This window comes from Streptomyces sennicomposti (genome assembly GCF_019890635.1).
Classification (GTDB): domain Bacteria; phylum Actinomycetota; class Actinomycetes; order Streptomycetales; family Streptomycetaceae; genus Streptomyces; species Streptomyces sennicomposti.
In genome coordinates this window covers 1-26,510 of record NZ_JAIOAB010000017.1, presented here as the reverse complement: position 1 = coordinate 26,510, position 26,510 = coordinate 1, and the positions used below count along the sequence as shown (strand labels likewise).

Here is a 26,510-nt window from a genome sequence, read left to right as displayed (position 1 = left end):
GCGCGTGCGGCGTGCGGGGTGGCGGGGGCGTGATCCGGACGCGTGGGCCGAAGACGGTGACCTGACGGCCCGGCACATGGTTCGATGCGAACCCCATCCCCCCTCATGAACATGGCAGGTACGGATGAGACGTCAACTCTTCGCCGTCGCGGCCCTGTCGGCGGCCGTCGCCCTCGGCACGGCCGCCTCCGCGGTGGCGGCGGTACCGGTCTGGCAGGAGACCGGGACGGCGTACGTCGACTCGCTGAGCGGCAGTCAGGGCCTGGCCGCCCGCACGGACGGCTCGCTGCTGCACCGGGGCCTCGCCTCGATCCCGCTGGACCTGCGGATCAAGGGCTGGAACCACGTCGGCGACCCGGACATCGCACGCGACTACGTCTTCGACGCCTACCAGGGCGCGGACGACGCGACGTCCAAGATGTTCGCGGTGACCACCCCGGCCGGCAAGCGCTACGAGTACGTGCACCGACTCGACGCCGGCGAGAAGGTGAACAACTCCTTCGCCGCCGTCTCGCCCGACGCCCAGTGGCTGGTGTCGGGCGAGTGGGGCGACCAGAACCGGCTCCAGGTCTTCCCCGCTCCCCTGCTCAACCCGGCCACCCCCGCCACCGGCGGCGCGCTCGCCCAGGCGCCGCAGATCACCCTCGACAAGCCCGTGCGGGACATCCAGGGCTGCGACTTCGTCACCGACACGCGGCTGCTGTGCGCGTCGGACGACGGCTCGAAGTCGCTGTTCCCGGAGGACCGGCCGCTGCTCCAGGTGGACCTGGACCACAAGCTGGACGGCGGACCGGTCACCGGGCATGTGGCGAGCCTGTTCGCGCTGCCCCAGCGCAGCGTGTGCTCGGGCACGTTCGAGGCGGAGGGCGTGGACTACGACGCGGCCCGCGGCGTGCTGCGCGCCGAGGTCGTCCCGCCGAGCGTGTGCAAGGTGACGACGACCGTGTACTCGTACCGCCTTCAGTAGGACGGCCGTTCGCCTTACTGGCCCCCTGGACCCCAGGCCCCCTGGCCCCCTGGCCTCCGGCGGCCCCGCGCACCGTGCGCGGGGCCGCCGTGCGTTCAGCGCAGCTCGGCCCGGAAGGCCACCGGGGTCTGACCGGTGTGCAGGTGGAAGAACTTGGAGAAGTTGGCCGCGTCCGGGAAGCCGACGGCCGCGCCGACCCGGCCGATCGGCAGGCCGGTGTGGGCGAGCAGCCGTTTGGCCTCCAGCACCACGCGTTTGTCGATGAAGCCCTTGGGGGTCTCGCCGGTGGCGGCGCGGACCGCGCGGACGAGGGTGCGGCGGGAGTAGCCGAGGGCGTCGGCGTAGGCGCTGACGCTGTGGTTGGTGGTGAAGCCCTTCTCGACCGCGTCGCGGAACAAGGTGAAGGTGGTGTCGGCCTGCCGCCGGGTGGCCTCGGCCGAACTGGCGGCGAGATGGGCCAGGCGCAGCAGGAACGCGGTGAGCGAGTGCCGCAGCACGGCGGTGTGCAGGCTGAGCGGGAGGGTGTCGGTGTCCTCGTACTCGCGGCGCAGCTGGGCGAGGGCGGCCTTGAGGGCCTCGCGCTGGGCGTCGTCGGGGTGGAGCAGGGGCGGCAGGTCGTAGCGGTACAGGCCGGTCGCCTCGACGGTGGCGCGGGGCAGGAAGCCGGGCTGCATGGTCAGCACGGTTCCGCGGTACTCGTCGGTGCGGGAGAACCGATGGACCTGTCCGGGGCGGACCCACAGCACGTCCCCGGCGGCGGCCTCGTACTCGGCGAAGTCGACCATGTGCCGCACGGGGCCGTCGGCGAAGAGCATGACCACGTGGAAGTCGATCCGGTGGACGCGATGCAGAGGAGCCTCGGCGCGCCAGGTGCGCTCGCTGCCCAGGGGGCCGATCTGGAGCCCCACGCCGCCGAGACTGAGGTCGACCGGGAAGGGGAAGGTCCTGATCGCGTCGCCGTCGCCGGTCCTCGTCGCGTCGCCGCCCCTCGTGCCCTCGCCGTCGCCGGTCCTCGCCCCGCCCCCGGCCCTCGCCCCGTCGCCGCCGCGGTCGCGCTCGCCGGCGTCCGCTCCGGCGGTCCCGTCGTCGCCGAGGCCGTCGCCGGCGAGGCCGCCGTACCGCTCCGTGGCGTCGCCCCGGGCGTCTGCCGCGCCGTGGGTGATTGCGTCCGTCATGTCCCTCTCGTACCGCCTTGACCGCCCGACGTCCGGATCGTTCGTCGCGGGGTGTCCCATTTTCACCACAGGCTGACACACGAAGACCTTCCGGCGAAAAAGTCTGACTTTTAAGTTCGAACACGTCCGGCACCATTTCCGCTTCTTCCGAGGACTTCTTGAAGATGAGCGAGCACACAACCGACCGCTTCGAGTGGACCGACCTCGACCGGCGTGCCGTGGACACCGCCCGTCTGCTGGCGGCCGACGCCGTGCAGAAGGTGGGCAACGGCCACCCCGGCACGGCGATGAGCCTGGCCCCGGCCGCGTACACGATCTTTCAGAAGGTGATGCGGCACGACCCGGCCGACCCGGAGTGGATCGGGCGCGACCGGTTCGTCCTCTCCCCCGGCCACACCTCGCTGACCCTCTACACCCAGCTCTACCTCGCCGGGTACGAGCTGGAGCTGGACGACCTGAAGGCGTTCCGCACCTTCGGCTCCAAGACGCCGGGCCACCCGGAGTACGGGCACACGGCGGGCGTGGAGACGACGACCGGCCCGCTCGGCCAGGGCGCCGCGATGGCGGTGGGCATGGCGATGGCCGCCCGCTACGAGCGCGGCCTGTTCGACCCGGACGCGCCCGAGGGCGAGTCCCCCTTCGACCACACCGTCTGGGCGATCGTCTCCGACGGCGACCTGGAGGAGGGCGTCTCCGCCGAGGCGTCGTCGCTGGCCGGGCACCAGAAGCTCGGGAACCTGGTCTTCCTCTACGACGACAACCACATCTCCATCGAGGGCGACACCGCCACCGCCTTCTCCGAGGACGTGCTGCAGCGCTACGAGGCCTACGGCTGGCACACCCAGCGCGTCGAGCCGGCCGAGGACGGCGACATCGACGTGCCGGCGCTGTACGCGGCGCTGACGGCGGCCAGGGCCGAGACCGGCCGCCCCTCGATCATCGCCATGCGCACGATCATCGCCTGGCCGGCCCCGAACGCGCGCGACACCGAGGCCGCGCACGGCTCGGCGCTCGGCGAGGACGAGATCGCCGCCACCAAGCGGCTGCTCGGCTTCGACCCGGAGCAGACCTTCCAGGTCGAGGAGGACGTCCTCGCCCGCACCCGGCAGGCCCTGGACCGGGGCGCCGAGGCGCACGCCGCCTGGGACAAGAGGCTCGACGAGTGGCGCGGCGCCCAGCCCGAGCGGGCGAAGCTGCTCGACCGGATCGTGGCCGGCCAGCTCCCCGAGGGCTGGCGGGACGCGCTGCCGGTGTTCGAGGAGGGCAAGGCGGTCGCCACCCGCGCCGCCTCCGGCAAGGTGCTCCAGTCGCTCGGCGCGGTCCTGCCCGAGCTGTGGGGCGGCTCCGCCGACCTGGCCGGGTCCAACAACACCACCATCGACAAGACGTCGTCGTTCCTGCCGAAGGGCAACCCGCTGCCGGGCGCCGACCCCTACGGGCGCACGATCCACTTCGGCATCCGCGAGTTCTCCATGGCCGCGGAGATGAACGGCATCGCCCTGCACGGCAACACGCGCATCTACGGCGGCACGTTCCTGGTCTTCTCGGACTACATGCGCAACGCGGTGCGGCTGTCGGCGCTGATGCAGCTGCCGGTGACGTACGTGTGGACGCACGACTCCATCGGCCTCGGCGAGGACGGCCCGACCCACCAGCCGGTCGAGCACCTGGCCTCGCTGCGCGCCATCCCGGGTCTGAACGTGGTCCGCCCCGCCGACGCCAACGAGACCGCGATCGCCTGGGCGGAGATCCTGCGCCGGCACTCCACCGACCCGGCCCCGCACGGCCTCGCGCTGACCCGGCAGGGCGTGCCGACGTACGCGCCGAACCCGGACGCGGCCAGGGGCGGCTATGTGCTGAAGGAGTCCCCCACCGGCGCCCCGGACGTGGTGATCATCGCCACCGGCTCCGAGGTGCAGCTCGCCGTGGCGGCGCGGGAGCGGTTGGAGGCCGAGGGGATCGGCGCCCGGGTGGTGTCGATGCCGTCGGTGGAGTGGTTCGAGGAGCAGCCGCGCGAGTACCGCGAGCGGGTGCTGCCGCCGTCGGTGCGGGCGCGGGTGGCGGTGGAGGCCGGCATCGGGCTGACCTGGTACCGCTATGTGGGCGATGCGGGCCGCATCGTCTCCCTGGAGCACTTCGGCGCCTCCGCCGCCGCCGGGACCCTGTTCGCCGAGTACGGCTTCACCCCCGAGAACGTCGCCGCCGCGGCCCGCGCATCGCTGGCCGCCGCGCGCGCATGATCCGAACGCAACAAGGAAGATGATCACTGTGACCGAAGCAACCGCGACCGCCGGAGCGCTCGAGCGCCTGTCCGCCGAGGGCGTGTCGATCTGGCTGGACGACCTGTCGCGGCGGCGGATCGACTCGGGCAACCTGGCCGGTCTCGTCGAGAACAAGCACGTGGTGGGCGTGACCACCAACCCCTCGATCTTCCAGGCCGCCATCGGCTCGGGCGACGGCTACGAGGAGCAGCTGGCCGATCTGGCGGTGCGCGGCGTCACCGTCGAGGAGGCGGTGCGCATGATGACCACCGCCGACGTACGGGCCGCCGCCGATGTGCTGCGGCCGGTGTACGAGGCGACCGGAGGCCGGGACGGCCGGGTCTCCATCGAGGTCGATCCGCGGCTCGCGCACGCCACGACGGCCACCGTCGCCGAGGCGCGGCAGCTGGCCTGGCTGGTGGACCGGCCGAACGTGATGATCAAGATTCCGGCCACCCGGGCGGGCCTGCCGGCGATCACGGAGGTCGTCGGAGCGGGTATCAGTGTGAACGTGACGCTGATCTTCTCCCTGGAGCGCTACCGCGAGGTGATGGACGCCTACCTCGCCGGTCTGGAGAAGGCGCGCGCCGCGGGCCGGGACCTGTCGCGGATCCACTCGGTGGCCTCGTTCTTCGTCTCCCGGGTCGACTCCGAGATCGACAAGCGGCTGACCGTGCTGGGCACCGAGGAGGCGCTGGCGCTCAAGGGCCGGGCGGCCCTGGCCAACGCGCGGCTCGCCTACGCGGCGTACGAGCAGGTGTTCGGCTCGGCGGACGGTGCGACGCCGGCCGGTGAGCGCTTCGCCGCGCTCGCGGGCGCCGGGGCCCACGCGCAGCGTCCGCTGTGGGCGTCCACCGGGGTGAAGGATCCCGCGTACAAGGACACCCTGTATGTGGACGAGCTGGTCGCGCCCGGCACGGTGAACACCATGCCGGAGGCCACGCTGAACGCCGCCGCCGATCACGGCGTCGTCACCGGTGACACGGTGACCGGCGGTTACGAGCGGGCCCGGGCCGACCTGGCGGCGGTCGAGCGGCTGGGCATCTCCTACGACGAGGTGGTGCGGCAGCTGGAGGACGAGGGCGTCGCCAAGTTCGAGACGGCCTGGCAGGACCTGTTGGACGCGGTCGCGAAGTCCTTGAACAGCAAGGGAGTTGACGCGGAATGAGCAAGAAGCCCGCCGAGCCGGCGAAGCCGGGAGCGGACGCGGCGAAGGACCCGTCGGCGCAGGACGCCGCGGTTCCGGAGGGACCGGGTCCCAAGGCCATGCAGGCCGGGGAGCCGGCCGTCGAACAGGAGCGCCGCAGGAGCGCTGCGGCCGCGTCCGAGGCCGTCGCCTCCGGCGCCGGGGGCGGCTCCGCGCCGTCCGGCTCCGCGTCCTCCGGGGCGCGGACGGAGCCCGTGCCCACCGCCGACTGGGTGAATCCGCTGCGTGACCCCCGCGACCGCAGGCTGCCGCGGATCGCGGGGCCGTCGGGTCTGGTCATCTTCGGCGTCACGGGCGACCTGTCCCGCAAGAAGCTGATGCCGGCCGTCTACGACCTCGCGAACCGGGGTCTGCTGCCGCCGGGCTTCTCGCTGGTGGGCTTCGCCCGCCGCGACTGGGAGGACCAGGACTTCGCGCAGGTCGTGCACGACGCGGTCAAGGAGCACGCGCGCACGCCGTTCCGCGAGGAGGTCTGGCAGCAGCTCGCCGAGGGGATGCGGTTCATCCCCGGCGACTTCGACGACGACCACGCGTTCGAACAGCTGCGCGTCGCCGTGGAGGAGCTGGACTCCTCCCGGGGCACGGCCGGCAACTACGCCTTCTATCTGTCGGTTCCGCCGAAGTTCTTCCCGAAGGTCGTCGAGCAGCTGAAGAAGCACGGTCTGGCCGAGGCGCCGCAGGGTTCCTGGCGGCGCGCGGTCATCGAAAAGCCGTTCGGCCACGATCTGGAGAGCGCCCGGGAGCTGAACCGGATCGTGCACGAGGTGTTCGACCCGGAGCAGGTCTTCCGCATCGACCACTACCTGGGCAAGGAGACCGTCCAGAACATCCTGGCGCTGCGCTTCGCCAACCAGATGTACGAGCCGATCTGGAACCGCTCCTACGTCGACCACGTCCAGATCACCATGGCCGAGGACATCGGCATCGGCGGCCGGGCCGGCTACTACGACGGCATCGGCGCCGCCCGCGACGTCATCCAGAACCACCTGCTCCAGCTGATGGCGCTCACCGCGATGGAGGAGCCCATCGCCTTCGACGCGGAGGCGCTGCTCACCGAGAAGCTGAAGGTGCTCAAGTCGGTGCGGCTGCCCGAGGACCTGGGCGCCCACACGGTGCGCGCGCAGTACGCCGAGGGCTGGCAGGGCGGCGAGAAGGTCGTCGGCTACCTCGAAGAGGAAGGCATCGACCCCAAGTCGAAGACCGACACCTACGCGGCGGTCAAGCTGGAGATCGACAACCGCCGCTGGGCCGGCATCCCGTTCTACCTGCGCACCGGCAAGCGCCTGGGCCGCCGGGTCACGGAGATCGCGGTGGTCTTCAAGCGGGCCCCGCACTCCCCGTTCGACTCCACGGCCACCGAGGAGCTGGGCGAGAACGCGATCGTGATCCGCGTCCAGCCGGACGAGGGCATGACGGTGCGGTTCGGCTCCAAGGTGCCGGGCACCTCCATGGAGATCCGGGACGTGTCGATGGACTTCGCCTACGGCGAGTCCTTCACCGAGTCCAGCCCGGAGGCGTACGAACGGCTCATCCTGGACGTGCTGCTCGGCGACGCCAACCTGTTCCCCCGGCACCAGGAAGTGGAAGAGTCCTGGAAGATCCTCGACCCGATCGAGGCGTACTGGGACGAGCACGGCAGGCCCGCCCAGTACCGTTCGGGGACCTGGGGTCCGCGGGAAGCCGACGAGATGCTCGCACGAGACGGACGGAGCTGGCGCAGGCCATGAAGATCGACCTGACCGACACCACGGCAAGCAAGATCAACAAGGCGTTGGTGGAGGGCCGCCGCGCGATCGGCACGCCCGCCGTGGGCATGGTCCTGACGATGATCATCGTCACGGACGAGGAGAACGCCTACGACTCGATCAAGGCGGCCGAGGACGCCTCGCGCGAGCACCCCTCGCGCACCCTGGTCGTGATCAAGCGGCATGTGCGCACCCTGCGCGACCGCACCCACTCCCGGCTGGACGCGGAGATCCGGGTCGGCTCCGAGGCCGGCACCGGCGAGACGGTGGTGCTGCGCACCTACGGCGACGTGTCCGACCACGCCGATTCGGTGGTCCTGCCGCTGCTGCTGCCGGACGCGCCGGTCGTGGTGTGGTGGCCGGTGGAGGCCCCGGAGAACCTGGCCGAGGACCCGCTGGGCGCACTCGCGCAGCGCCGGATCACCGACCTGTACGCCTTCGACCGCCCGCTGGAGGTCCTGGAGCAGCGGGCCCGGCACTACGCGCCCGGCGACACCGACCTCGCCTGGACCCGGCTCACCCTGTGGCGCTCGATGCTCGCCGCCGCCCTCGACCAGGCCCGGGTCAAGGTGACGTCGGCGGCCGTGGAGGCCGAGGCGGACAACCCGAGCGCGGAGCTGCTGGCCCGCTGGCTGGAGGCCCGCCTCGGCGTCCGGGTGGACCGGGTGGGCAGCGCCGGCCCGTTCGTGACGGCCGTACGGCTCGGCACGGCGGACGGCGAGATCGTCATCGACCGGCCCGCCGGTCCGCTGGCCACGCTGACCCTGCCGGGCCAGCCCTCGCGCACCCTGGCCCTCAAGGTACGTCCCACCTCGGAGCTGATCGCCGAGGAACTGCGCCGACTCGACGCCGACGAGATGTACGCCATCGCCCTGCGCGGCGACGGCATCAAGGAGACCGTCTGACATGTCCGACACCCCCAAGCTCACCCGGCGGCCCGAGTGGACCGCGCTGGCGGACCACCGCGACCGGTGGCAGCCGCACCTGCGGGACCTGTTCGCCGAGGACCCCTCGCGCGCGGAGCGCTACACGGTGCGCGTCGGCGATCTGCGCATCGACTACTCCAAGCACCTGATCACCGACGAGACGCTGGCCCTGCTGCGGGAACTGGCGGCCGCCACCGACGTGTTCGGCCTGCGTGACGCGATGTTCCGCGGCGAGAAGATCAACGTCACGGAGAAGCGGGCCGTGCTGCACACCGCGCTGCGCGCCCCGCGCGACGCGGTGATCGAGGTCGACGGCGAGAACGTCGTGCCCAAGGTGCACGAAGTCCTCGACAAGATGGCCGACTTCGCCGGGCGGGTGCGCTCGGGCGAGTGGACCGGGCACACCGGCCGGCGGATCAGGAACGTCGTCAACATCGGCATCGGCGGCTCCGACCTCGGCCCGGCGATGGCGTACGAGGCGCTGCGCGCCTTCACCGACCGCGGGCTGACGGTCCGGTTCGTCTCCAACGTCGACGGCGCCGACCTGCACGAGGCCACCCGCGACCTGGACGCCGAGGAGACGCTGTTCATCGTCGCGTCCAAGACGTTCACCACGATCGAGACGATCACCAACGCGACCTCGGCGCGCAACTGGCTGCTCGGCGAGCTGAAGGCCGGGCCGGAGGCGGTGGCCAAGCACTTCGTGGCGCTGTCCACGAACGCGGAGAAGGTCGCCGACTTCGGCATCGACGTGGCCAACATGTTCGAGTTCTGGGACTGGGTCGGCGGCCGCTACTCCTACGACTCCGCGATCGGCCTGTCCCTGATGATCGCCATCGGCCCGGACCGGTTCCGCGAGATGCTCGACGGGTTCCGCATCGTCGACGACCACTTCCAGAACGCGCCCGCGGAGGCCAACGCCCCGCTGCTGCTGGGCCTGCTGGGCATCTGGTACGGCAACTTCTTCGACGCGCAGACGCACGCGGTGCTGCCGTACTCGCACTACCTGTCGAAGTTCACCGCCTACCTCCAGCAGCTGGACATGGAGTCCAACGGCAAGTCGGTGCAGCGCGACGGCGAACCGGTCGAGTGGCAGACCGGCCCCGTGGTGTGGGGCACCCCGGGCACCAACGGACAGCACGCCTACTACCAGTTGATCCACCAGGGCACCAAGCTGATCCCGGCCGACTTCATCGGCTTCGCCAACCCGGTCGGCGAGCTGAGCGACGAACTCAAGGCGCAGCACGACCTGTTGATGGCCAACTTCTTCGCGCAGACGCAGGCGCTGGCCTTCGGCAAGAGCGCCGAGGAGGTACGCGCCGAGGGCGTGCCCGAGGAGCAGGTCACGCACCGCACCTTCCACGGCGACCACCCCACCACCACCATCCTGGCGACCGAGCTGACCCCGTCGGTCCTCGGCCAGCTGATCGCGCTGTACGAGCACAAGGTGTTCGTCCAGGGCGCGGTGTGGAACATCGACTCCTTCGACCAGTGGGGCGTCGAACTCGGCAAGGTGCTCGCCAAGCGCGTCGAACCCGCCCTGACCGAGGGCGCCGACGTGCCCGGTCTCGACCCGTCCACCGCCGCCCTCGTGGCCGCCTACCGCACCCTCAGGAAGTGAACTGACATGCAGCTCGGACTCATCGGTCTCGGCAAGATGGGCGGCAACATGCGGGAGCGCCTCCGCAACGCCGGCCACACGGTCGTCGGTTACGACCAGAACCCCGAAGTGTCGGACGTGGAGAGCATGGTCGACCTGGTCGACGCGCTCGAGGCGCCGCGCAAGGTGTGGGTGATGGTCCCGGCCGGCGGCCCCACCCAGCACGTCATCGACCAGCTCGCCACCCTGCTCAAGCCGGGCGACCTGGTCGTGGACGGCGGCAACTCCCGCTGGACGGACGACGAGAGGCATGCCAAGCAGCTGCACGCGCGCGGCATCGGCTTCGTGGACGCGGGCGTCTCCGGCGGTGTGTGGGGCCTGAAGAACGGCTACGCGCTCATGGTCGGCGGCGAGAAGGAGTGCGTCGACCAGCTGAAGCCGATCTTCGACGCGCTCAAGCCGGAGGGACCGTACGGGTACGTCCACGCGGGCAAGGTGGGCGCCGGCCACTTCGCGAAGATGGTCCACAACGGCATCGAGTACGCGATGATGCAGGCCTACGCCGAGGGCTGGGAGCTGCTGGAGAAGGTGGACTCCGTGGACAACGTCCGCGAGGTGTTCCGCTCCTGGCAGGAGGGCACCGTCATCCGCTCCTGGCTGCTCGACCTCGCCGTCAACGCGCTCGACGAGGACCAGCACCTGGACAAGCTGCGCGGTTACGCGGAGGACTCCGGCGAGGGCCGCTGGACGGTGGAGGCGGCCATCGACAACGCCGTGCCGCTGCCGACGATCACGGCCTCCCTCTTCGCCCGGTTCGCCTCCCGCCAGGAGGACTCGCCGCAGATGAAGATGGTCGCCGCGCTGCGCAACCAGTTCGGCGGGCACGCCGTGGAGGCGGTGAAGAAGGGCTGACGCCGTTCGGGCGCGGTGCAGTGGCCGATCGGCGGAGCGGCTGATCGACAGCGCGGCTGATCGGCTGATCGGATCGGTGAGCAGGGTTCCGGCGGAGTGCCGGGACCCTGCTTTCGTACCGGGGCCGCCTCTACGGGCGCGGGACGCCGTCGGGCCGGCGGGCGCCGTCGTGGCGCGGGCCGTCGTCGTGGCGCGGGCCGCCATCGTCGCGCGGGCCGCCATCGTCGCGCGGGCCGCCATCGTCGCGCGGGCCGCCATCGTGGCGCAGGCCGCCATCGTGGCGCGGGCGGTCGTCGTGCCGCCGGTCGCCGGCCGGTGGTACGGCCGCGTCCAGGAGCGGGGCCAGTTCGCGGGCGACGGTCGCGAGCGGGTGTACGCCGCCTTCGGCCCGGGCCATCAGGATCGCGCCCTCCAGGCTGCTGATCATCAGCGTGGCCAGCGGCTCGGCCCGCTCGGCCGGCACCCCCATGTCCGTCAGCGCTCCGGCCACCGGCCGCCGCCAGGCGGCGAACGCGGCGGCGGCCGCCTCGCGGGTGGACGGACCGCACGACGCCTGGTCGACGGTCGCCGCGGCCACCGGGCAGCCGCCCACCGCGCCCGCCGTCTCGTACTCGTCCGTCCACTGCCGCACCATCGCGGCGAACAGGCCGCTCGGCGTCGGCTCGGCCAGCCCCGCCACGAAGCGGGCGACACGCCCGGCGGCGTAGCGCCCGGCCCAGGCCACCGCCTCGTTGACCAGTTGCTCCTTGCCGCCGGGGAAGTAGTGCTGGAGCGAGCCGCGCGGGGCGTCCGCGTGGGCGGCGACGTCCCGCATGCCGGTCGCGCCGACCCCATTGCGCCGGATCAGCTGCGCCGCGCTGAACACCATCCGCTCGCGCGGCCCGCGTTCGCTCCCCCGGGCCTCCGTCATCCTCGGCCTCGCCTCCCGGCGTCGTGCGCGCCTCTCGGATCTCCTCGGCCCCTCAGCCTATGACTACCGTCATAACGCTCGCTACTATGACCACTGTCATAACGTCGTCTCGGCCCCAGGACGGTCCCCATGAAGGTCGGTTTCCTCGGTCTCGGCGTCATGGGCCGCCCCATGGCGCTCAGGCTGGCCCGCGCCGGCACTGCGCTGCTCGTCTGGAACCGCACGGCGGCCCGCGCCGAGCCGCTCCGGGCCGCCGGGGCGGAGGTCGCGGCGGAGCCGGGCGAGGTGTTCGTCCGTTCGGACGTGGTGTTCCTGATGCTGGCCGACGAGGCCGCGACGGACACGGTCCTGGCCCGGGGCACGGCGGACTTCGCGGCCCGGGTCGCGGGGCGCGTGGTCGTCCACATGGGCACCACCTCGCCCGCGTACTCGCAGGGCCTGGAGGCCGACGTGCGGGCTGCGGGCGGCAGTTACGTCGAGGCGCCCGTCTCCGGCTCCCGCGTCCCGGCCGAGGAGGGCAGGCTGGTGGCGATGCTGGCCGGGGAGGAGCGGGCGGTGGCGACCGTACGGCCGCTGCTCGCCCCCCTGTGCGGCGAGACGTTCGTGTGCGGTCCCGCGCCGGCCGCGCTGCTGATGAAGCTGTCGGTCAACCTGTTCCTGATCACGCTGGTGACCGGGCTCGCCGAGGCATTCCACTTCGCCGGGCGCCAGGGGCTCGACCGGCGGCTGTTCCTGGAGGTCCTGGGGGCGGGCCCGATGGCCAGCCCGGTGTCGCTGATGAAGGCGCCGAAGCTGCTGGGCGGGGACTTCTCCGTGCAGGCCGCGGCTCTGGACGTGCTCAAGAACAACCGGCTGATCGCCGAGGCCGCCCGCGCCTCGGGCATCGCCTCGCCGCTGCTCGACGTGTGCCACGCCCTGTTCACCGAGACGGTGTCGCTCGGGCACGGCGGCGAGGACATGGTGGCGGTCCTGAGGGCCCTGGAGGCGCGCACCGAGGCCGCCGCCCAGGACTGACCGCCCGGCCGGCCGATGACCGGCGGGCTGGTGACCGGCCCCTCGGCGGTGGGGGCTTCGGGGCCGGTCGGGCGGGGCGGGGACTCCGGGCCGGTCGCGCGGGCGGGACTTCGGGGTCGGTGGAACTTCGGGATCGGTGGAACTTCGGGGTCGGTGGAGCGGGGCGGGGGCGGGCGTGGGTGGGGGCGGCGGCCGGCTCAGCCCTTGTTCGCGCCCTTGGGGATGCCGTACGCCCGTTCCACCCGCAGCCGCAGGACGAGGCGCCGGTCGCGGACCATCGCGGCACGGTACTCGTCCCAGTCGGGGTGCTCCCCGAGGAGGTCGCGGTAGAGGCGGATCAGCTCCTCGACGGTCTCGTCGTGCGGGTCCGCCGCGACGGGAGACAGATCGGCGGTGCCCTCGACGACCGTGTAGGCCCAGCGGTCCGGGCTGGTGACGTGGTAGGAGGCCCGTGGGTCCCGGCGCAGGTTGCGGGTCTTGGCGCGGTCGTCGGTGATCGACACGCGCACGACACGCTCGTCCGGATCGTAGGCGTGGCTGACGTTCGACAACTGAGGGCGGCCGTCGCGCTTGAGGGTCACCAGCACCCCGCCGCGGATCTCCGGGAGCAGGGCGAGCAGGGCTTCCTGCGCGGGGTCGTGCGATGTGTCCTGAGTCATATCCGGGTCAACCCGGAGGGTTGTTCCGGGCATTCCCGGAGGGTGCGGCCACGATCGCGGTAGACACTGTCTACCCACCCCTGGTAGACAGTGTCTATGACTGAGTCGGACGAGGGTTCGAGGGCGTTGCGGGACCGGTTGGTCGACGTGGGCGCGGAGCTGCTGGCCACGGAGGGCGTCCAGGCGCTGACACTGCGGGAGATCGCCCGCCGGGCGGGCGTCTCGCACGGAGCGCCGCGCCGCTACTTCCCCACCCATCTGGAGCTGCTGTCCGCCATCGCGCGGCGCGGCTTCGTCGAGCTGGCCGCGCGGGTCGAGGAGGCCCGGGGCGCCCTAGGCGACGGCGGGGCGGACCCGCGCGCCCAGGTGACCGCGCTGGGACGCGTCTATCTGGAGTTCGCCACGCGTGAGCGCGGCATGTACGAGCTGATGTTCCGCCACGACCTGCTGGAGAGCGGTCACTTGGGCCTGCGGGACACCAGCCTGCCCCTCTTCGGCGTCCTCGTGGACCTCGTCGGCCGGGTGCGTCCCGACGCCGACGCGCGCGTGGTCGCCGGTTCCCTGTGGGCCAATCTGCACGGCATCGCGCAGCTCTGGCGCTGGGGAAGCCTCCAACTGGCCACAGGGACCGACGACTTCACTCCCCTCCTCCGCACCACCCTGGACGCGCACCTCGGTCCGGAGGACGGGAGGTGAGCCGCCGCCTCCGGGCGGTGACGCTCGCGAGCAGTGTGGCCGGGGCGGTGATCGTGGCCCTGGACGGCACGGTGCTCACCGTGGCCCAGCCCCGGCTGCAACGGGAGTTGGACGCGTCGTACGCACAGGTGCAGTGGACCAGCACCGGCTATCTGATCGCGGTGGCGAGTCTGCTGGTGTTCGCCGGACGGCTCGGCGACCTCCCGCACGGCCTGCTGCGCGGGCGGCGGCCCCTCGGGCACCGGCGGCTGTTCGCCGTGGGGATGCTCGGCTTCGGAGCGGCGTCGGCGGGCATCGGGCTGGCGCCCTCGATCGGCTGGGTGATCGCACTGCGCGTCGCCCAGGGCGTGTTCGGCGCGCTGGCGCAGCCGGCCACGCTGGGGATGCTGCGCGCCGCCTTCCCGCCGGACCGGCTCGCGACGCCGCTGGCGGTCCGGACGAGCGCCATCGCGGTGGCGGCCGCGGCCGGACCCCTGGCAGGCGGCGCACTGGCGGCGGGACCCGGCTGGCGAGCGGCGTTCTTCCTGAACGTGGGCCCGGCACTGCTGTTCGGCCTGCTGGCGCTGGTGCCGCACGGGGCCGAGCGGGGTCACGAGCGGGGTGAGCCTGCCGCTCGGACGGCTCCGGCCGCTCGGGCCGGACGGATCAGACGAATCGGACGGATCGGTGGTGCCCGTGGGGCCGGATGGGCCGGACGCTCGGGGTGGGCCGGGCGGAGGAAGCGCGGCGCGGGGGCGGAGTACGGCGAGCGGGCCGGACGGCCGGGGCACGAGGCGCGGGCAGAGCGCAGGGCGCAGGCCGGGCGAGCGGAGTACCGCGAGCGGGCGGAGCGCGGCGCGGGGGCGTGGCTGTCGGTCGCCGGGCTCGATCTGCCGGGGGCCGTGCTGCTGGCGGTGGGGCTCGGGTGTGTCGTGCGGGCGCTGGTCGCCGTGGCGGAGCCCGGCGGCGCGGGGCCGGGCACGGCCGTCGTGGCGGCGGTGGCCGTGGTCGCCGGGGTCGCGTTCGTCCGGCACGAGCGCCGCACCGCCGTTCCGCTGCTGCCGCCGGACGTCATCGGCTCGGCGGCCGTCGGCTCCGCGCTGGTGGTGCTGGTGGCCGCGTCGGCGGCCCTGTCCGGCACGCTGTTCGTCGCCACCTACGTGCTCCAGGACACGCTCGGCCTCGACCCCTTCCAAAGCTCCCTGCGCAGCCTGCCGTTGGCGCTCCTGATGGTTCTCGCGGCAGCCGGGTGCCCGGTGCTGCTGCGCCGCTTCGGGGCACGCCGTACGACGGTGACGGCGATGCTCCTGCTCGCGCTGGGCGTGCTGGTGCTCGCCCGGGCGACGGCCGCGCCCGCCCTCTGCACCGGCTTCGCGCTGCTGGGCGCCGGGTTCGGCACGGTGATGGTCGCCGCGACCCAGGTCGTCGTACGTGAGGCGGCCGTCGCCTCCGCCGGGGTCGCCGGCGGGCTGCAGCAGACCGCGATGAACGTCGGCCCCGCCCTGGGTGTGGCCGCGGCGACCGCGCTGCGCACGGCGGGCGGCGGCGCCGGACCGGCCCTGGCGGCGCTCGCCGCCGTGGCCGGGGCGGGTGCGGCAGCGGCGGCCTGGGCGCTGCCGGGACGCGGCGGCCACCGAACTTCGTCCGAACGGCGGCGCGCCGAGGCGGAGTGCGCGGCCGACGGCGACACCGGCGGCGAGGCGGTCCCGGCCACCGGCCCGGCGCCGGCTCAGGAGAGGTGAGCCACCGCGTCCAGGTGCGGCAGATGGTGGTCCAGGCGCTCCCGCTTGGTGCGCAGATAGGTGATGTTGCTCTCGCACGGCGGTATCAGCAGCGGCACCTGCTCGGCCACCTCGATGCCGTGCCGCACCAACGCCTCCCGTTTACGCGGGTTGTTGGACATCAGCCGTACCGAGCGGACGCCGAGGTCGTGCAGCATCCCGGCGGCGACGCCGTAGTCGCGGGCGTCGACCGGCAGGCCGAGGGCGAGGTTGGCCTCGACCGTGTCCAGGCCCTCCGCCTGCAGGGCCATCGCCCGCAGCTTGGCGAGCAGTCCGATCCCCCGGCCCTCGTGGCCCCGCAAGTAGACGACGACGCCGCTGCCTTCGGCGACCACGGCGCGCAGCGCGGCGGCGAGCTGGTCGCCGCACTCGCAGTGCTGCGACCCGAAGGCGTCGCCGGTCAGGCATTCGGAGTGCAGCCGGACCAGGACCCGTTCGGCGCCGATGTCGCCGTGCACCAGCGCGACTTGTTCGTCGCCGCGGTCGTGGTCGAGGTAGCCGATCGCCTGGAATTTCCCGTGGACCGTGGGCAGCGGGGCATTCACGACGCGTTCCACACCCGTGCGCCGTGGAGACTTCTTGCCGAGTACGCCGAGGTTTTCTGTCATGATCTGGTTCCTAAGCAGAGACGAAAGGCCGGGAAACGATGAGTGGTTCAGGAACGCGGCCGACGGCATCCGGTGCGCGCGGCCTGGTGCCGGCGGACACCACGGAGGACGTACGGACACGGGGAGCGGGCCGGGCGCGGCAGGTGGCCGTCCTGCCGGTGGGAAGCTTCGAACAGCACGGCGCTCACCTGCCGTTGGCGACGGACACGCTGGTCGCCTGTGCCATCGCCGGGGAGATCGCCGCCGCGTACCCGGTGCACCCGCTCCCACCGGTGACGATCTCCTGCTCGCACGAGCACGCGGCCTGGCCGGGGACGGTCAGCATCTCCGCCGTGACCCTGCACGCGGTGGTGCGGGACATCGCCGACTCGCTGCGCCGCTCCGGCGTGGACGCCCTGGTCGTGGTCAACGGGCACGGCGGGAACTACGTGTTGGGCAACGTCGTCCAGGAGTCCTCCGCGCGCGGCGAGCACATCGTGCTCTTCCCGGCCGCGGAGGACTGGGAGACGGCCCGGGAACGGGCCGGGGTGCGCACCTCGCTGCTCACGGACATGCACGCCGGGGAAATCGAGACGTCGATTCTTCTGCACGCGCACCCCGAATTGGTCAAAGAAGGCTATGAAAAGGCGGACTTCGTCGCGGACGACCGGCGTCATCTCCTCACCGTCGGAATGTCCGCCTATACCGAATCGGGCGTCATCGGCCGTCCTTCCCTGGGCGACGCGGAAAAGGGAAAGGAACTGCTGGCGAGCCTCGCCGATTCCTTCGGGCCGTATTTCTCGCTGCTGACCTCGGGCGAACCGTCCAAGTGAGCCGGGGGGCCGGGCACCGGCTCCGGGTCGACCGGTGCGGCCCGGGGTCCGGGCTCCGGGTTCGCCGGTGTGACCCGGAGCCCGGACTCGGGGTTCGCCGGTGTGACCCGGGGTCCGGGCTCCGGGTCCGTCGGCGTGACCCGGAGCCCGGACTCGAGGGCCGTCGAGGCGGTCCGGCGTCCGGCCGGCGGCGCGGCGCGGCGGCGGGCGACCAGGACGAGCGACCCCGGCAGGCTCGCCGCGAAGCTCAGCACCCCGTACACCACGGCCACCGCCAGCCCGGTGCTCGCGCCGAGGCCCGCGGCGCCGAACGCCCACGCCGTGACGCCCTCCCGGGGACCGAACCCGCCCACGTTCAGCGGCACTCCCATCGCCACCAGCGCGAGCACGGCGAGCGGCAGCAGCACGGCGACGGGAGCGGCGCACCCGGCCACCCGGGCGGCGACCACGAACGTCGTGAGGTGCCCGGCGAGCACGACGGCGGAGGAGACCGCGACACCGGGCCCGGTGCGGCGGGACAGCAAGCCCTCGCGCGCTTCGCCGAGGAGCCGGTGCGGGCGGCTTTCCCGGCGGCCGCCGGAGGGCGCCCGGTTCATCCGCAGGGCGAGGGCGACGGCCAGCGCGCCCACCAGGGCGAGGCCGATGAGCGGTGCGAGGTGCCGGGCCTGCGAGCGGACCGGGGACGGCAGGGTCAGCAGGACCGCCACCGCCGTGAGGGCGAGGGCGAGTTGCCCGGCCACCCGCTCCAGGACGACGGTCCGCACACCGCGCCCCACGTCCCCCGCGCTGCGTCCGTGTCGCACCGCGCGGTGCACGTCGCCGAGAACGCCGCCGGGCAGCGCCGCGTTCAGGAACAGCGCGCGGTAGTAGTCGGCGACGGCCGGGCCGAGCGGCAGCCGGACGCGCAGCCCGCGGGCCACCAACTGCCAGCGCCAGGCGCTGAACACAGTGGTGACGGCGCCGATGGCGACCGCGACGGCAAGCGTGGGCGCGTCGATCCGGCGCAGCCCGTCCAGGAAGACCCCGGTGCCCAGCCGCCACAGCAGCACGGCCAGGATCAGCACACCCGTCACGGTGCCGAGGTGTGCCCGCAGCACACGTGTGTCGATGCGGGCGAGGACGCCGCGGGTGAGAACCCTGCGGGCGCGGGTGGCGTGGCCGGGAGCGGTCGCGGCCCGGGGGGCCGGGGAGGGACCGGTCCGGGCGGCACGGAACGAGGGGGCGGGGGCGGCGGGCACGGCGTTCGCGCTCGCCGTCGGCACGTCCACCGTCTGCACGCTCACGCGGCGCCTCCCGTCCGCGCGGGCAGGGCCAGCAGGTCGTCGTGGTGCACGACGACCTCCAGCTCCCCCGCCGCGCAGGCCTCCAGACGCTCGGCGAGGTAGCGGTCGGCCCGCTGCTTCAGTCCGGGGCGCTGTTCGACGGCCGCGCCGACCCAGCCGCGCAGCCACTGGGCGGCCAGTTCGCGTTCGCCGGGGCCGAGCCGCCAGGGGCTCGGGCACACGGCGACGTCCGCGCCGTGCGCGGCGAACGCCTCGCGGGCCGCCGCCACGGCGTCCGGGCCGAGCAGTCCGGTCCGGCGCTGGTGGGCGTTGAAGGCTTCGGCGAGGTCGGCGTCCAGCGGGTCGGCCGGGGTGAGTGCGACCCGGCCGGCCACGGACAGGGTGAGCAGGGCGGGGCAGCCGGCTCCGGCGCAGGCGGCGGCGAGGGCGGCGACCTCGTCGCGGGTGAGCACGTCGAGCAGGGCGGACGCCGTCACCAGGCCGGCCCCGGCCAGGGCGTCGGGGGTCAGCCGGGCCACGTCGCCGCGCCGGGTCTCCACCGTGACCCGGCTGCCGTCCGCCGCGGCGCGCGCGGCGCCCGCGGCGGCGAAGTGCAGCAGATAGGGGTCGCGGTCGTGCAGGACCCAGTGCTGTGCGCCGGCCAGCCGGGGGGCGAGCCAGCGGCCCATCGAGCCGGTGCCGCAGCCCAGGTCGTGCACGACGAACCCGCCCTGTGCGGGCGGCCGTTCGGCGAGGCGGGCGCGCAGCGGCGCGAGCAGGTCCGTGGCCCGAGCCGCCGCGTCGGCGGGCTCCCGCAGCCGCAGCCACTCGGGCGCGTACCGGGGCGGTTCCGCCGCTGCCTCCGCCCGGAGCCGTACGGTGGCCCGCTCGCCGGGACTTCCCACGGGGCCCGCGCCCGCGATCACCGCGTCGGGGCCGCCGGTCCGGGACGCGGCCGTCATGTCCCTCATGCCGCCCTCCGGGGTTCGCGCGGAAGCCGGGCCAGGACGCCGGCCAGGCTGCGGGCGGTGGCGGCCCACCCGTCGAGGGCGGCGCGCCGGCCCCGGGCGGCCGCCTTGAGCCGGCGGCGCACGTCGGCCTCGCCGAACCAGCCGCGCAGTTCGGCGGCGAGGGCGGCGGGGTCCTCCGGCGGGACGAGGATGCCGGGGACCCCGCCGTCGGGTGCGCGGCCGACCGCCTCGGGCACGCCCCCGACATCCGTGGCCAGCACGGGCACACCGCGCGCCAGCGCCTCGGTGACCGCCATGCCGTACGTCTCCGCGTAGGAGGCGAGGACCATCAGGTCGGCGGCGGCGTAAGCGGCGTCGAGGTCCGCGCCGGTGCGCGGTCCGGCCAGGTGGAAGCGGTCCTGGAGGCCGTGCCCGGCGATCAGGTCGCGCAGCCGGGCGACGTAGGCCGGGTCCTGGGTCAGAGCGCCGACGCACACGCACTCCCAGGGCAGGTCGGTGACCGTGGCCAGGGCCTCCACCAGCCGGTGCTGGCCCTTGCGCGGGGTGACCGCGGCGACGCACAGCAGGCGCGAGACGCCGTCGGTTCCGGGGGCGAGCGGCGCGATGTCGGCGCCGGGGGTGGCGAGGTGCACCCGCTCGGGGGCGAGGCCGTGGTGGGCGACGAGCCGGCGGACCGCCCAGTCGCTGGTGGCGACGACGGCGGGCACGGCCCGCAGCACCTGGCGCTCCCTGGCGTCCAGTTCGGCGGCGACGGCCGCGTCGAGCCCCGTCTCGTCACCGAGCGGGAGGTGCACGAGGACCGCCAGGCGCAGCCGTTCGCTCTCCGGTACGACGATCTCGGGGACGCCGCAGGCGACGAGCCCGTCGAGGAGGACGACGGCGCCGTCCGGCAGCTCCCGCAGCGTCCGGGCGAGGTCCGCGCGGGCCCGGTCGCCGGGGCGGGGCCAGTCGCCGGGCACGGGGTGCGGCCGGACCTGCCAGCCGAAGCCCGGCAGGTCGAGGCTGACGCGGCGGTCGTAGGCGTTGCCGCCGCTCGGGGTGGCCGGGTCGTCGACGCCGCCCGGCAGGACGAAGTGCGCGGTCCGCAGGGACATGGGGATGATCCCGACGTTGTCCAGGCTCGCGCGCTGCGCGGGCACGTAGTCGAGGGACGGGGCCGCGAAGGCCGGGCCTACGGAGGCCGGGGCTGCGGGGGACGGGGCCGGGGCGCGGTGGGTGGTCGTGTCGGTCACAGCGCACGCTCGTAACTCGCCCAGGCGACATGCGACTCGTGCAGGGTGACGGTGAGGCCGGCCAGGCCCTTGGCGCCCTCGCCCAGTGCGCCCTTGTGGATCCGCTCGGCGAGCCGGTCGGCTATGACCTTGGCCAAGAACTCGGTGGAGGTGTTGATCCCGGCGAAGTCGGGTTCGTTGTCGAGGTTGCGGTAGTTCAGCTCGCTGACCACCGCGCCGAGTTCCTGGGTGGCCAGGCCTATGTCGACGACGATGTTGTCGTCGTCCAGCTGCTCGCGCCGGAAGGTGGCGTCCACGAGGAACGTGGCTCCGTGCAGCCGCTGGGCGGGCCCGAACACCTCGCCGCGGAAGCTGTGGGCGATCATGATGTGATCGCGGACGGTGATGCTGAACAACGGACGACCCTCCAGGTGCGGCGCGTCTGGTCCCCCGCCCGTACCTGCCGGGGGATGCCGTGTAGTACGGCTCCACGCTTCCCCGTGTTCAGCCCTCCCGCACCCTTTTCTCAGGTCAGCGGCGCCTGTTTCTCAGCTCACGCGCCCGTGCCGTACCGCACCCGGTGGCACAGGGCCGGTATCGCGCCGGACGCCAGCCGGGGCATGACCTCCGGAAGTTCCTCGAACGCGCACTCACCCGTGATCAGCGCGTCCAGTGCCGGATCGGCGAGCAGGTCCAGGGCGAGGGCGAGCCGGTCGGCGTAGCCGCGGTTGCCGCGGCGGGCCGGGGAGACGGTGCCGACCTGGCTGCTGCGGATGACCAGGCGGCGGGAGTGGAAGGCCTCGCCGAGCGGGAGCGAGACGGTGCGGTCGCCGTACCAGCTCAGTTCCAGGACGGTGCCCTCGGCGGTCAGCAGTTCGAGCGAGCGGGCGAGGCCCTGTTCGGTAGCGCTGGCGTGCACGACGAGGTCGCAGCCGTCCAGGGCGTCCCCGGGCGTGGCGAAGCCGACGCCCAGCGCCTCGGAGACGGCGGCCCGCGCGGGATCGGCGTCCACCAACTGGACGCGCACCCCGGGGAACCGGGCCAGCAGCGCGGCCACCGAGCAGCCGACCATCCCGCCGCCGACCACGGCGATCCGGTCGCCGACCAGCGGCGCGGCGTCCCACAGCGCGTTCACCGCGGTCTCCACGGTGCCCGCGAGGACGGCCCGCCCGGCGGGGACCCGCTCGGGCACCACGGTCACGGCGCTCGCCGGCACGACGTAGCGGGTCTGGTGCGGGTAGAGGCAGAAGACCGTGCGCCCGGCCAGCTCCGGCGGCCCCGACTCCACCACGCCCACGTTGAGGTAGCCGTACTTCACCGGTCCCGGGAAGTCGCCCTCCTGGAACGGCGCCCGCATCGCCCCGTACTGGCTGACGGGCACCCCGCCGCGGAACACCAGTGTCTCGGTGCCCCGGCTGACCCCGGAGTACAGCGTGCGCACGACGACCTCACCCGCACCGGGCTCCGCAAGGCTTTCGTCACGTATCTCGCCCCGGCCGGGCGAACCGAGCCAGAAGGCACGGGCGGAACTGTTCATCGAGCGTCCTCCTGAACGATCGGCAAGTGGTCCACGTACCGAGGTGTGCACAGGCCGCGCACAGTACGCGGCGTTGATCGACTCTGTCACTCGTCGGAAGGTGTGCGGTGGCCCTGAACAACACGTACGAGGCGAGGCCCTGTCGGCCCGTCCAGCAGGAGACCGCGGTGGGAGCGGGGGTGCAGATCCTGCTGCTGGCCCTGCTCGGCACGGCGATCGGCATGGGCCCGGCGGGCTGGGTGACCGGCCTGGTCTTCGCGCTCGCCACCTGGGCGGTGCTCTCCAGGGCCGTGCTCCGCTCGCGGCTCGCCTCGTTCGGCCCGGCCAACCGGGTGACGCTGGGGCGGGCCACCCTCGTCGGCGGGGTGACGGCGCTGGTCGCGGACTCGTTCGAAAGCTCACCTCCGGTGTCGTTGCTGGTCGGTCTGACGGCGGTGGCGCTGATCCTGGACGGCGTGGACGGCAAGGTGGCGCGCCGCACCGGCACGTCCACAGCGCTGGGCGCCCGCTTCGACATGGAGGTCGACGCGTTCCTGATCCTGGTGCTCAGCGTGTACGTGTCCATGGACCTCGGCCCCTGGGTACTCCTGATCGGCGGCATGCGCTACGCCTTCGTCGCCGCCGCCCGCGTCCTGCCCTGGCTGACCGCGCCGCTGCCGCCGAGCACCGCCCGCAAGACGGTGGCCGCCCTGCAGGGCATCCTCCTGCTGCTGGCGGGCGCACACCTCCTTCCGTACCCGGCCGCTCTGGGCGTCGTCCTGCTGGCGCTGGCCCTGCTGGTGTGGTCCTTCGGACGGGACGTGCTGTGGCTGCGCCGGCGGGCGGCCCCGCGGCGACCGGCCGGCACCGAGGCTGGAACACCGCTGCACGCCCCTGCCGGGGAGAACGCGCGACACGCCCCCACGGGGAAGGCCGCCCCGGCGCACCCCTACGCCGCAGAGACGACCGCACCGACGACCGCCCGGCATCACTCCCTCGCCGAGGAGCTGCTGGAGACCTCACCGAGGGTGTGAGGGCAGCACCGCACCCGATGCGAGGGCTGCGCCGCACCCGACGGGAGCCCGCGCCGGAACGCAGCACGCCTGCCGTATCCGCCCCTCCTCCCCCGCTACCCCACCCCCGTCGCGTCCAGCAGCCGGACCAGGTCCTTGCGGCCGTACCCCAGCAGCGAGGCGCGGTGGGCCGTCATGAGCAGCAGATGGGCCACGATGCGCGCCGCATGCCCGTCCTTGTCGTCCGCGCCGAACCATTCCTGCGGTTTCTCGATGCCGAGGCTGTTCATCACGACCCCGTGCTCGCGGCGGATCTCGGCGACGGTGCCGGCGACGGCGTCCAGCAGCGACTTCCCCGGGCGCTCGCACTCCAGGGCGAAGCCGCCCCAGTCGGCCGGGACGCACCCCTGCGGCGGTCGCTCCCGCAGCCGCGCATACCGCTCGTCGTCGAAGCCGCCGGTCCCGGGCGACTCGTCCATCAGGCAGAACCGGTGCACGCCCGGCGGGACGGGCGGCGGCGGTGGCGTGTACTCCCAGCCCGCGTCCTCGTACAACTGTCGCTTGACCTCTTCCTCGTCGGCGAGGGTCACGGTGAAGCCCGTGTCCTCGTTCCGGCCGGTGGTCGTGCCGTCCTCGTTGTGGTGGAAATACAGCCCCATGTCGCGTCTCCCTCAAAACCGGACGATGCCGGGATGATCCCGTCACCCCGTCGAACGAGGCGCTCCGGCCGTCCGTGCCCGCCACGCCGAACCCCACCCGATCGAGTGACACATGCGCCGGAACGCACCGGCGGCGGCCCTCTCCCGCGCCGCCCCGGATTCCCGTCCCGTCCCCGCCCGAGCCGTGCCAGGATGATGTTCTGACAGGTGATCACCGGGACGGCGGTCACCGGGTTGCGAGTCCAGGACGGAGCCAGGTATCCATGACCTCCCTCAGCAGCGGCGACGGCGGCGCCGCTCCCCGGTACGAGATCGACACCGGCAAGCCGCACCCGGCCCGGATGTACGACTACTTCCTCGGCGGCAAGGACAACTACGAGGTCGACCAGCAGGCCGCCGAACGGTTCATGAAGGCGGCCCCCGAGGTGCGCGACGGGGTCCTCGCCAACCGCCGGTTCATGCACCGCGCCGTCCGGCACGTCGTCGCCGAGGGCGGCGTCCGGCAGATCCTGGACGTCGGCACGGGCCTGCCCACCGAGCCCAATGTGCACCAGATCGCGCAGGGCGTCGCCCCCGACACCCGCATCGCCTACGTCGACAACGACCCGATCGTCAGCACCCACTCGATGGCCCTGCTGGACGGCGCCGGCGGCACCTCCGTCGTCCTGGCCGATCTGCGCGACCCGCGCGCGATCCTCGAACACCCCGAGGTGCTGCGGGTCATCGACTTCGACCGGCCGGTGGCGCTGCTGCTGGTGGCCGTCGTGCACTTCCTCGCCGGGGCGGACGACCCGGCGGGCGTCGTCGCCACCCTGCGCGACGCGCTGCCCACGGGCTCCTACCTCGTCCTCTCGCACGCCACGGGCGACGTCCACGCCGACCGGCGCGAGGACGCGGCGGCCGTCTACGACCAGGCCACCGCCAGCCTGAACCTCCGCTCGCACGACCAGGTCCTGGAGTTCTTCGGCGACTTCACCCTGCTCGACCCCGGCCTGGTCAAGGTCACCGACTGGCGCCCCGACGAGCCCCCGCGGCACGACGCCCCGCCCATCGGCATCTACGGCGGGGTGGCCCGCAAGGACGGCTGACGGCCGCGCCCGCCGCCGAACCGCCGGGCCGCCGGGCCGCCGGAATCGGGGAACGACGGACGGCGGCCCACAAGCACGACGGGCGCACGACAGACCGGTGGGCGCGGGCCTCCCGCGCTCGCGCCCACCGGAACCCATGACGGCGGCGCTACGCCGCCCTCCGCTCCCCGTCCCGGTGCGCGCGCACGATCCCCGCGTACCGGTGTCCGCTGCCCTTGACGGTGCGCTTCTGGGTCGCGTAGTCGACGTGGACGAGGCCGAAGCGCTTGTCGTAGCCGTACGCCCACTCGAAGTTGTCCAGCAGCGACCAGGCGAAGTAGCCCGCGAGCGGGGCGCCCTGCCGGGTGGCGGAGGCGCAGGCGGCGAGGTGCCGGACCAGGTAGTCCTGGCGCTCGGGGTCGTCGATCGTGCCGTCGGGGCGGACCACGTCCGGGAAGGCGGAGCCGTTCTCGGTGACGTAGAGCCTGCGGGCGCGGTACTCGTCGGTGAGGCGCAGCAGCAGGGTCTCGATGCCGCTCGCGTCGATCTCCCAGTCCATGCCGGTGCGCGGTACGTCCGGGCGGCGTACGGAACGCACGTGCGGGGCGGGGCCGGTGGGGTCGTCGGCGATGTGGGCCGGGAAGTAGTAGTTCAGGCCCAGCCAGTCCAGCGGGGCGGCGATGGTCTCCATGTCGCCGTGCCGCTCGGGGAGTTCGACGCCGTAGACCTCGCGCATGTCGGCGGGGAAGCCGCGGCCGTGGATCGGGTCCAGCCACCAGCGGTTGACGTGGCCGTCGTGGCGGTGCGCCGCTGCGGCGTCCTCGGGGCGGTCGGTGGCGGGGAACACGGTGGAGAGGTTGTTGACGATGCCGATCTTGGCGTTCGGGGCCGTCGCGCGGATCGCCCGGGTGGCCAGGCCGTGGCCCAGCAGCAGGTGGTATGAGGCGCGGACGGCAGCGGTGAGATCGGTCAGGCCGGGGGCCATCTTGCCCTCCAGATGGCCGATCCAGGCCGAGCAGGAGGGCTCGTTGAGGGTGGTCCAGTGGCTGACCCGGTCGCCCAGGCGGTCGGCGACGACCGAGGCGTAGTCGGCGAAGTGCTCGGCCGTGTCCCGCTCGGGCCAGCCGCCGCGGTCCTGCAGCGCCTGCGGGAGGTCCCAGTGGTAGAGGGTGACGGACGGGGTGATGCCGGCTTCGAGCAGGCCGTCGATCAACTCGTCGTAGAAGGCGAGGCCCTTGGGGTTCGCCGGGCCGTCGCCCCCCGGCACCACCCGGGGCCAGGCGATGGACAACCGGTAGGCGTTCAGCCCGAGTTGCCGCATCAGGGCGATGTCTTCGGGCCAGCGGTGGTAGTGGTCGCAGGCGACGTCGCCGTGGTCGCCGTTGTCTGTCTTTCCCGGGGTGTGGGAGAAGGTGTCCCAGATGGACGGCGCACGGCCGTCCTCGGCGGCGGCCCCCTCGATCTGGTACGCCGAAGTGGCCGTGCCCCACAGGAAGTCGTGCGGGAGCGCGGCGAGGTCGATGGTCACGGAAGTCCCTTCGGGATCGGGGCGTACGGTC

At 73.3% G+C, this 26,510-nt stretch carries 21 protein-coding genes and 3 pseudogenes; 13 read left to right on the top strand and 11 right to left on the bottom strand.

The genetic code is table 11. The features are described 5' to 3' along the window. The first annotated feature begins 124 nt into the window (after positions 1-124). Positions 125-967 (top strand): hypothetical protein, encoded by an 843-nt coding sequence (locus tag K7787_RS12550; protein WP_164387534.1) that lies wholly within the window; start codon positions 125-127, stop codon positions 965-967. A gap of 95 nt (positions 968-1,062) precedes the next feature. Here the strand turns inward: K7787_RS12550 and K7787_RS12545 are convergent, their stop codons facing one another. Further along, positions 1,063-2,142, bottom strand: coding sequence for a helix-turn-helix domain-containing protein (locus K7787_RS12545; RefSeq protein ID WP_247720822.1), 1,080 nt, complete (start codon positions 2,140-2,142; stop codon positions 1,063-1,065). Between the two features lie 164 nt (positions 2,143-2,306). Here K7787_RS12545 and tkt point away from each other — a divergent pair, with 164 nt between their 5' ends. From tkt to gnd, 6 genes are read left to right on the top strand one after another with little or no spacing between them, the layout of a single operon-like run. Further along, complete coding sequence (gene tkt / locus K7787_RS12540) at positions 2,307-4,382, top strand: transketolase (RefSeq protein WP_223001439.1); 2,076 nt, start codon at positions 2,307-2,309, stop codon at positions 4,380-4,382. 19 nt (positions 4,383-4,401) lie between these two features. Continuing rightward, the gene (tal, locus tag K7787_RS12535; RefSeq protein ID WP_164387532.1) at positions 4,402-5,571 is read left to right on the top strand and encodes a transaldolase; all 1,170 of its coding nucleotides are present in this window, start codon (positions 4,402-4,404) and stop codon (positions 5,569-5,571) included. After that, on the top strand, positions 5,568-7,337 hold the full coding sequence (zwf, locus tag K7787_RS12530) for a glucose-6-phosphate dehydrogenase (protein ID WP_043261529.1): 1,770 nt from the start codon (positions 5,568-5,570) through the stop codon (positions 7,335-7,337). Before tal ends, zwf begins: the two co-directional genes overlap by 4 nt. Then, positions 7,334-8,260, top strand: coding sequence for a glucose-6-phosphate dehydrogenase assembly protein OpcA (opcA, locus tag K7787_RS12525; RefSeq protein ID WP_019985276.1), 927 nt, complete (start codon positions 7,334-7,336; stop codon positions 8,258-8,260). Before zwf ends, opcA begins: the two co-directional genes overlap by 4 nt. 1 nt (position 8,261) lies before the next feature. Beyond that, on the top strand, positions 8,262-9,902 hold the full coding sequence (gene pgi / locus K7787_RS12520; protein ID WP_223001438.1) for a glucose-6-phosphate isomerase: 1,641 nt from the start codon (positions 8,262-8,264) through the stop codon (positions 9,900-9,902). A 6-nt stretch (positions 9,903-9,908) separates the two neighbouring features. After that, a complete protein-coding gene (gnd, locus tag K7787_RS12515) occupies positions 9,909-10,793 on the top strand; it encodes a phosphogluconate dehydrogenase (NAD(+)-dependent, decarboxylating) (protein ID WP_009191552.1) in 885 nt (294 codons plus the stop codon). 319 nt (positions 10,794-11,112) lie between these two features. Here gnd and K7787_RS12510 read toward each other — a convergent pair. Further along, positions 11,113-11,703 (bottom strand): annotated as a pseudogene (locus K7787_RS12510) (TetR/AcrR family transcriptional regulator); the annotation flags it as partial. A gap of 129 nt (positions 11,704-11,832) precedes the next feature. Between K7787_RS12510 and K7787_RS12505 the strand changes: the two are divergent. Further along, complete coding sequence (locus K7787_RS12505) at positions 11,833-12,717, top strand: NAD(P)-dependent oxidoreductase (protein WP_223001436.1); 885 nt, start codon at positions 11,833-11,835, stop codon at positions 12,715-12,717. 197 nt (positions 12,718-12,914) lie between these two features. On the opposite strand, the gene K7787_RS12500 is transcribed toward K7787_RS12505, so the two are convergent. Continuing rightward, complete coding sequence (locus K7787_RS12500) at positions 12,915-13,376, bottom strand: PPOX class F420-dependent oxidoreductase (protein WP_009191549.1); 462 nt, start codon at positions 13,374-13,376, stop codon at positions 12,915-12,917. A gap of 96 nt (positions 13,377-13,472) precedes the next feature. Between K7787_RS12500 and K7787_RS12495 the strand changes: the two genes are divergently transcribed. Both K7787_RS12495 and K7787_RS12490 read left to right on the top strand, forming a co-directional pair. Next, complete coding sequence (locus K7787_RS12495; protein ID WP_223001435.1) at positions 13,473-14,072, top strand: TetR/AcrR family transcriptional regulator; 600 nt, start codon at positions 13,473-13,475, stop codon at positions 14,070-14,072. Further along, the gene (locus K7787_RS12490) at positions 14,069-15,793 is read left to right on the top strand and encodes an MFS transporter (RefSeq protein WP_223001434.1); all 1,725 of its coding nucleotides are present in this window, start codon (positions 14,069-14,071) and stop codon (positions 15,791-15,793) included. Before K7787_RS12495 ends, K7787_RS12490 begins: the two co-directional genes overlap by 4 nt. On the opposite strand, the gene ribA is transcribed toward K7787_RS12490, so the two are convergent. Then, the gene (gene ribA, locus K7787_RS12485; protein ID WP_009191545.1) at positions 15,781-16,440 is read right to left on the bottom strand and encodes a GTP cyclohydrolase II; all 660 of its coding nucleotides are present in this window, start codon (positions 16,438-16,440) and stop codon (positions 15,781-15,783) included. The genes K7787_RS12490 and ribA overlap by 13 nt on opposite strands. 38 nt (positions 16,441-16,478) lie before the next feature. Between ribA and K7787_RS12480 the strand changes: the two genes are divergently transcribed. Further along, the gene (locus K7787_RS12480) at positions 16,479-17,252 is read left to right on the top strand and encodes a creatininase family protein (RefSeq protein ID WP_223001433.1); all 774 of its coding nucleotides are present in this window, start codon (positions 16,479-16,481) and stop codon (positions 17,250-17,252) included. A gap of 293 nt (positions 17,253-17,545) precedes the next feature. Here K7787_RS12480 and K7787_RS12475 read toward each other — a convergent pair. The 5 genes and pseudogenes from K7787_RS12475 to K7787_RS12455 all read right to left on the bottom strand — a co-directional run. Further along, positions 17,546-18,301: pseudogene (locus K7787_RS12475) on the bottom strand (lysylphosphatidylglycerol synthase transmembrane domain-containing protein); the annotation flags it as partial. A gap of 230 nt (positions 18,302-18,531) precedes the next feature. Next, a complete protein-coding gene (locus K7787_RS12470; protein WP_169438651.1) occupies positions 18,532-19,476 on the bottom strand; it encodes a methyltransferase domain-containing protein in 945 nt (314 codons plus the stop codon). A 5-nt stretch (positions 19,477-19,481) separates the two neighbouring features. Next, positions 19,482-20,717: a glycosyltransferase family 4 protein gene (locus tag K7787_RS12465; protein WP_372456640.1), complete on the bottom strand. Its 1,236-nt coding sequence runs from the start codon at positions 20,715-20,717 to the stop codon at positions 19,482-19,484. After that, positions 20,714-21,112 (bottom strand): 6-pyruvoyl trahydropterin synthase family protein, encoded by a 399-nt coding sequence (locus tag K7787_RS12460; protein ID WP_019985263.1) that lies wholly within the window; start codon positions 21,110-21,112, stop codon positions 20,714-20,716. The genes K7787_RS12465 and K7787_RS12460 overlap by 4 nt, the downstream gene beginning before the upstream one ends. A 137-nt stretch (positions 21,113-21,249) precedes the next feature. Then, positions 21,250-22,233, bottom strand: coding sequence for a zinc-dependent alcohol dehydrogenase (locus tag K7787_RS12455; RefSeq protein ID WP_223001432.1), 984 nt, complete (start codon positions 22,231-22,233; stop codon positions 21,250-21,252). A 107-nt stretch (positions 22,234-22,340) separates the two neighbouring features. Here K7787_RS12455 and K7787_RS12450 point away from each other — a divergent pair. Beyond that, a pseudogene (locus tag K7787_RS12450) lies at positions 22,341-23,057 on the top strand (CDP-alcohol phosphatidyltransferase family protein); the annotation flags it as partial. A 284-nt stretch (positions 23,058-23,341) separates the two neighbouring features. Here the strand turns inward: K7787_RS12450 and K7787_RS12445 are convergent. Then, a complete protein-coding gene (locus K7787_RS12445) occupies positions 23,342-23,884 on the bottom strand; it encodes a hypothetical protein (RefSeq protein ID WP_009191538.1) in 543 nt (180 codons plus the stop codon). A 263-nt stretch (positions 23,885-24,147) separates the two neighbouring features. Here K7787_RS12445 and K7787_RS12440 point away from each other — a divergent pair, with 263 nt between their 5' ends. Beyond that, positions 24,148-24,972, top strand: a complete 825-nt coding sequence (locus K7787_RS12440) for an SAM-dependent methyltransferase (protein WP_223001431.1) — start codon at positions 24,148-24,150, stop codon at positions 24,970-24,972. A 148-nt stretch (positions 24,973-25,120) separates the two neighbouring features. Here K7787_RS12440 and K7787_RS12435 read toward each other — a convergent pair whose 3' ends face one another. Beyond that, the gene (locus tag K7787_RS12435) at positions 25,121-26,479 is read right to left on the bottom strand and encodes a GH1 family beta-glucosidase (protein ID WP_223001471.1); all 1,359 of its coding nucleotides are present in this window, start codon (positions 26,477-26,479) and stop codon (positions 25,121-25,123) included. Positions 26,480-26,510 lie beyond the last annotated feature (31 nt).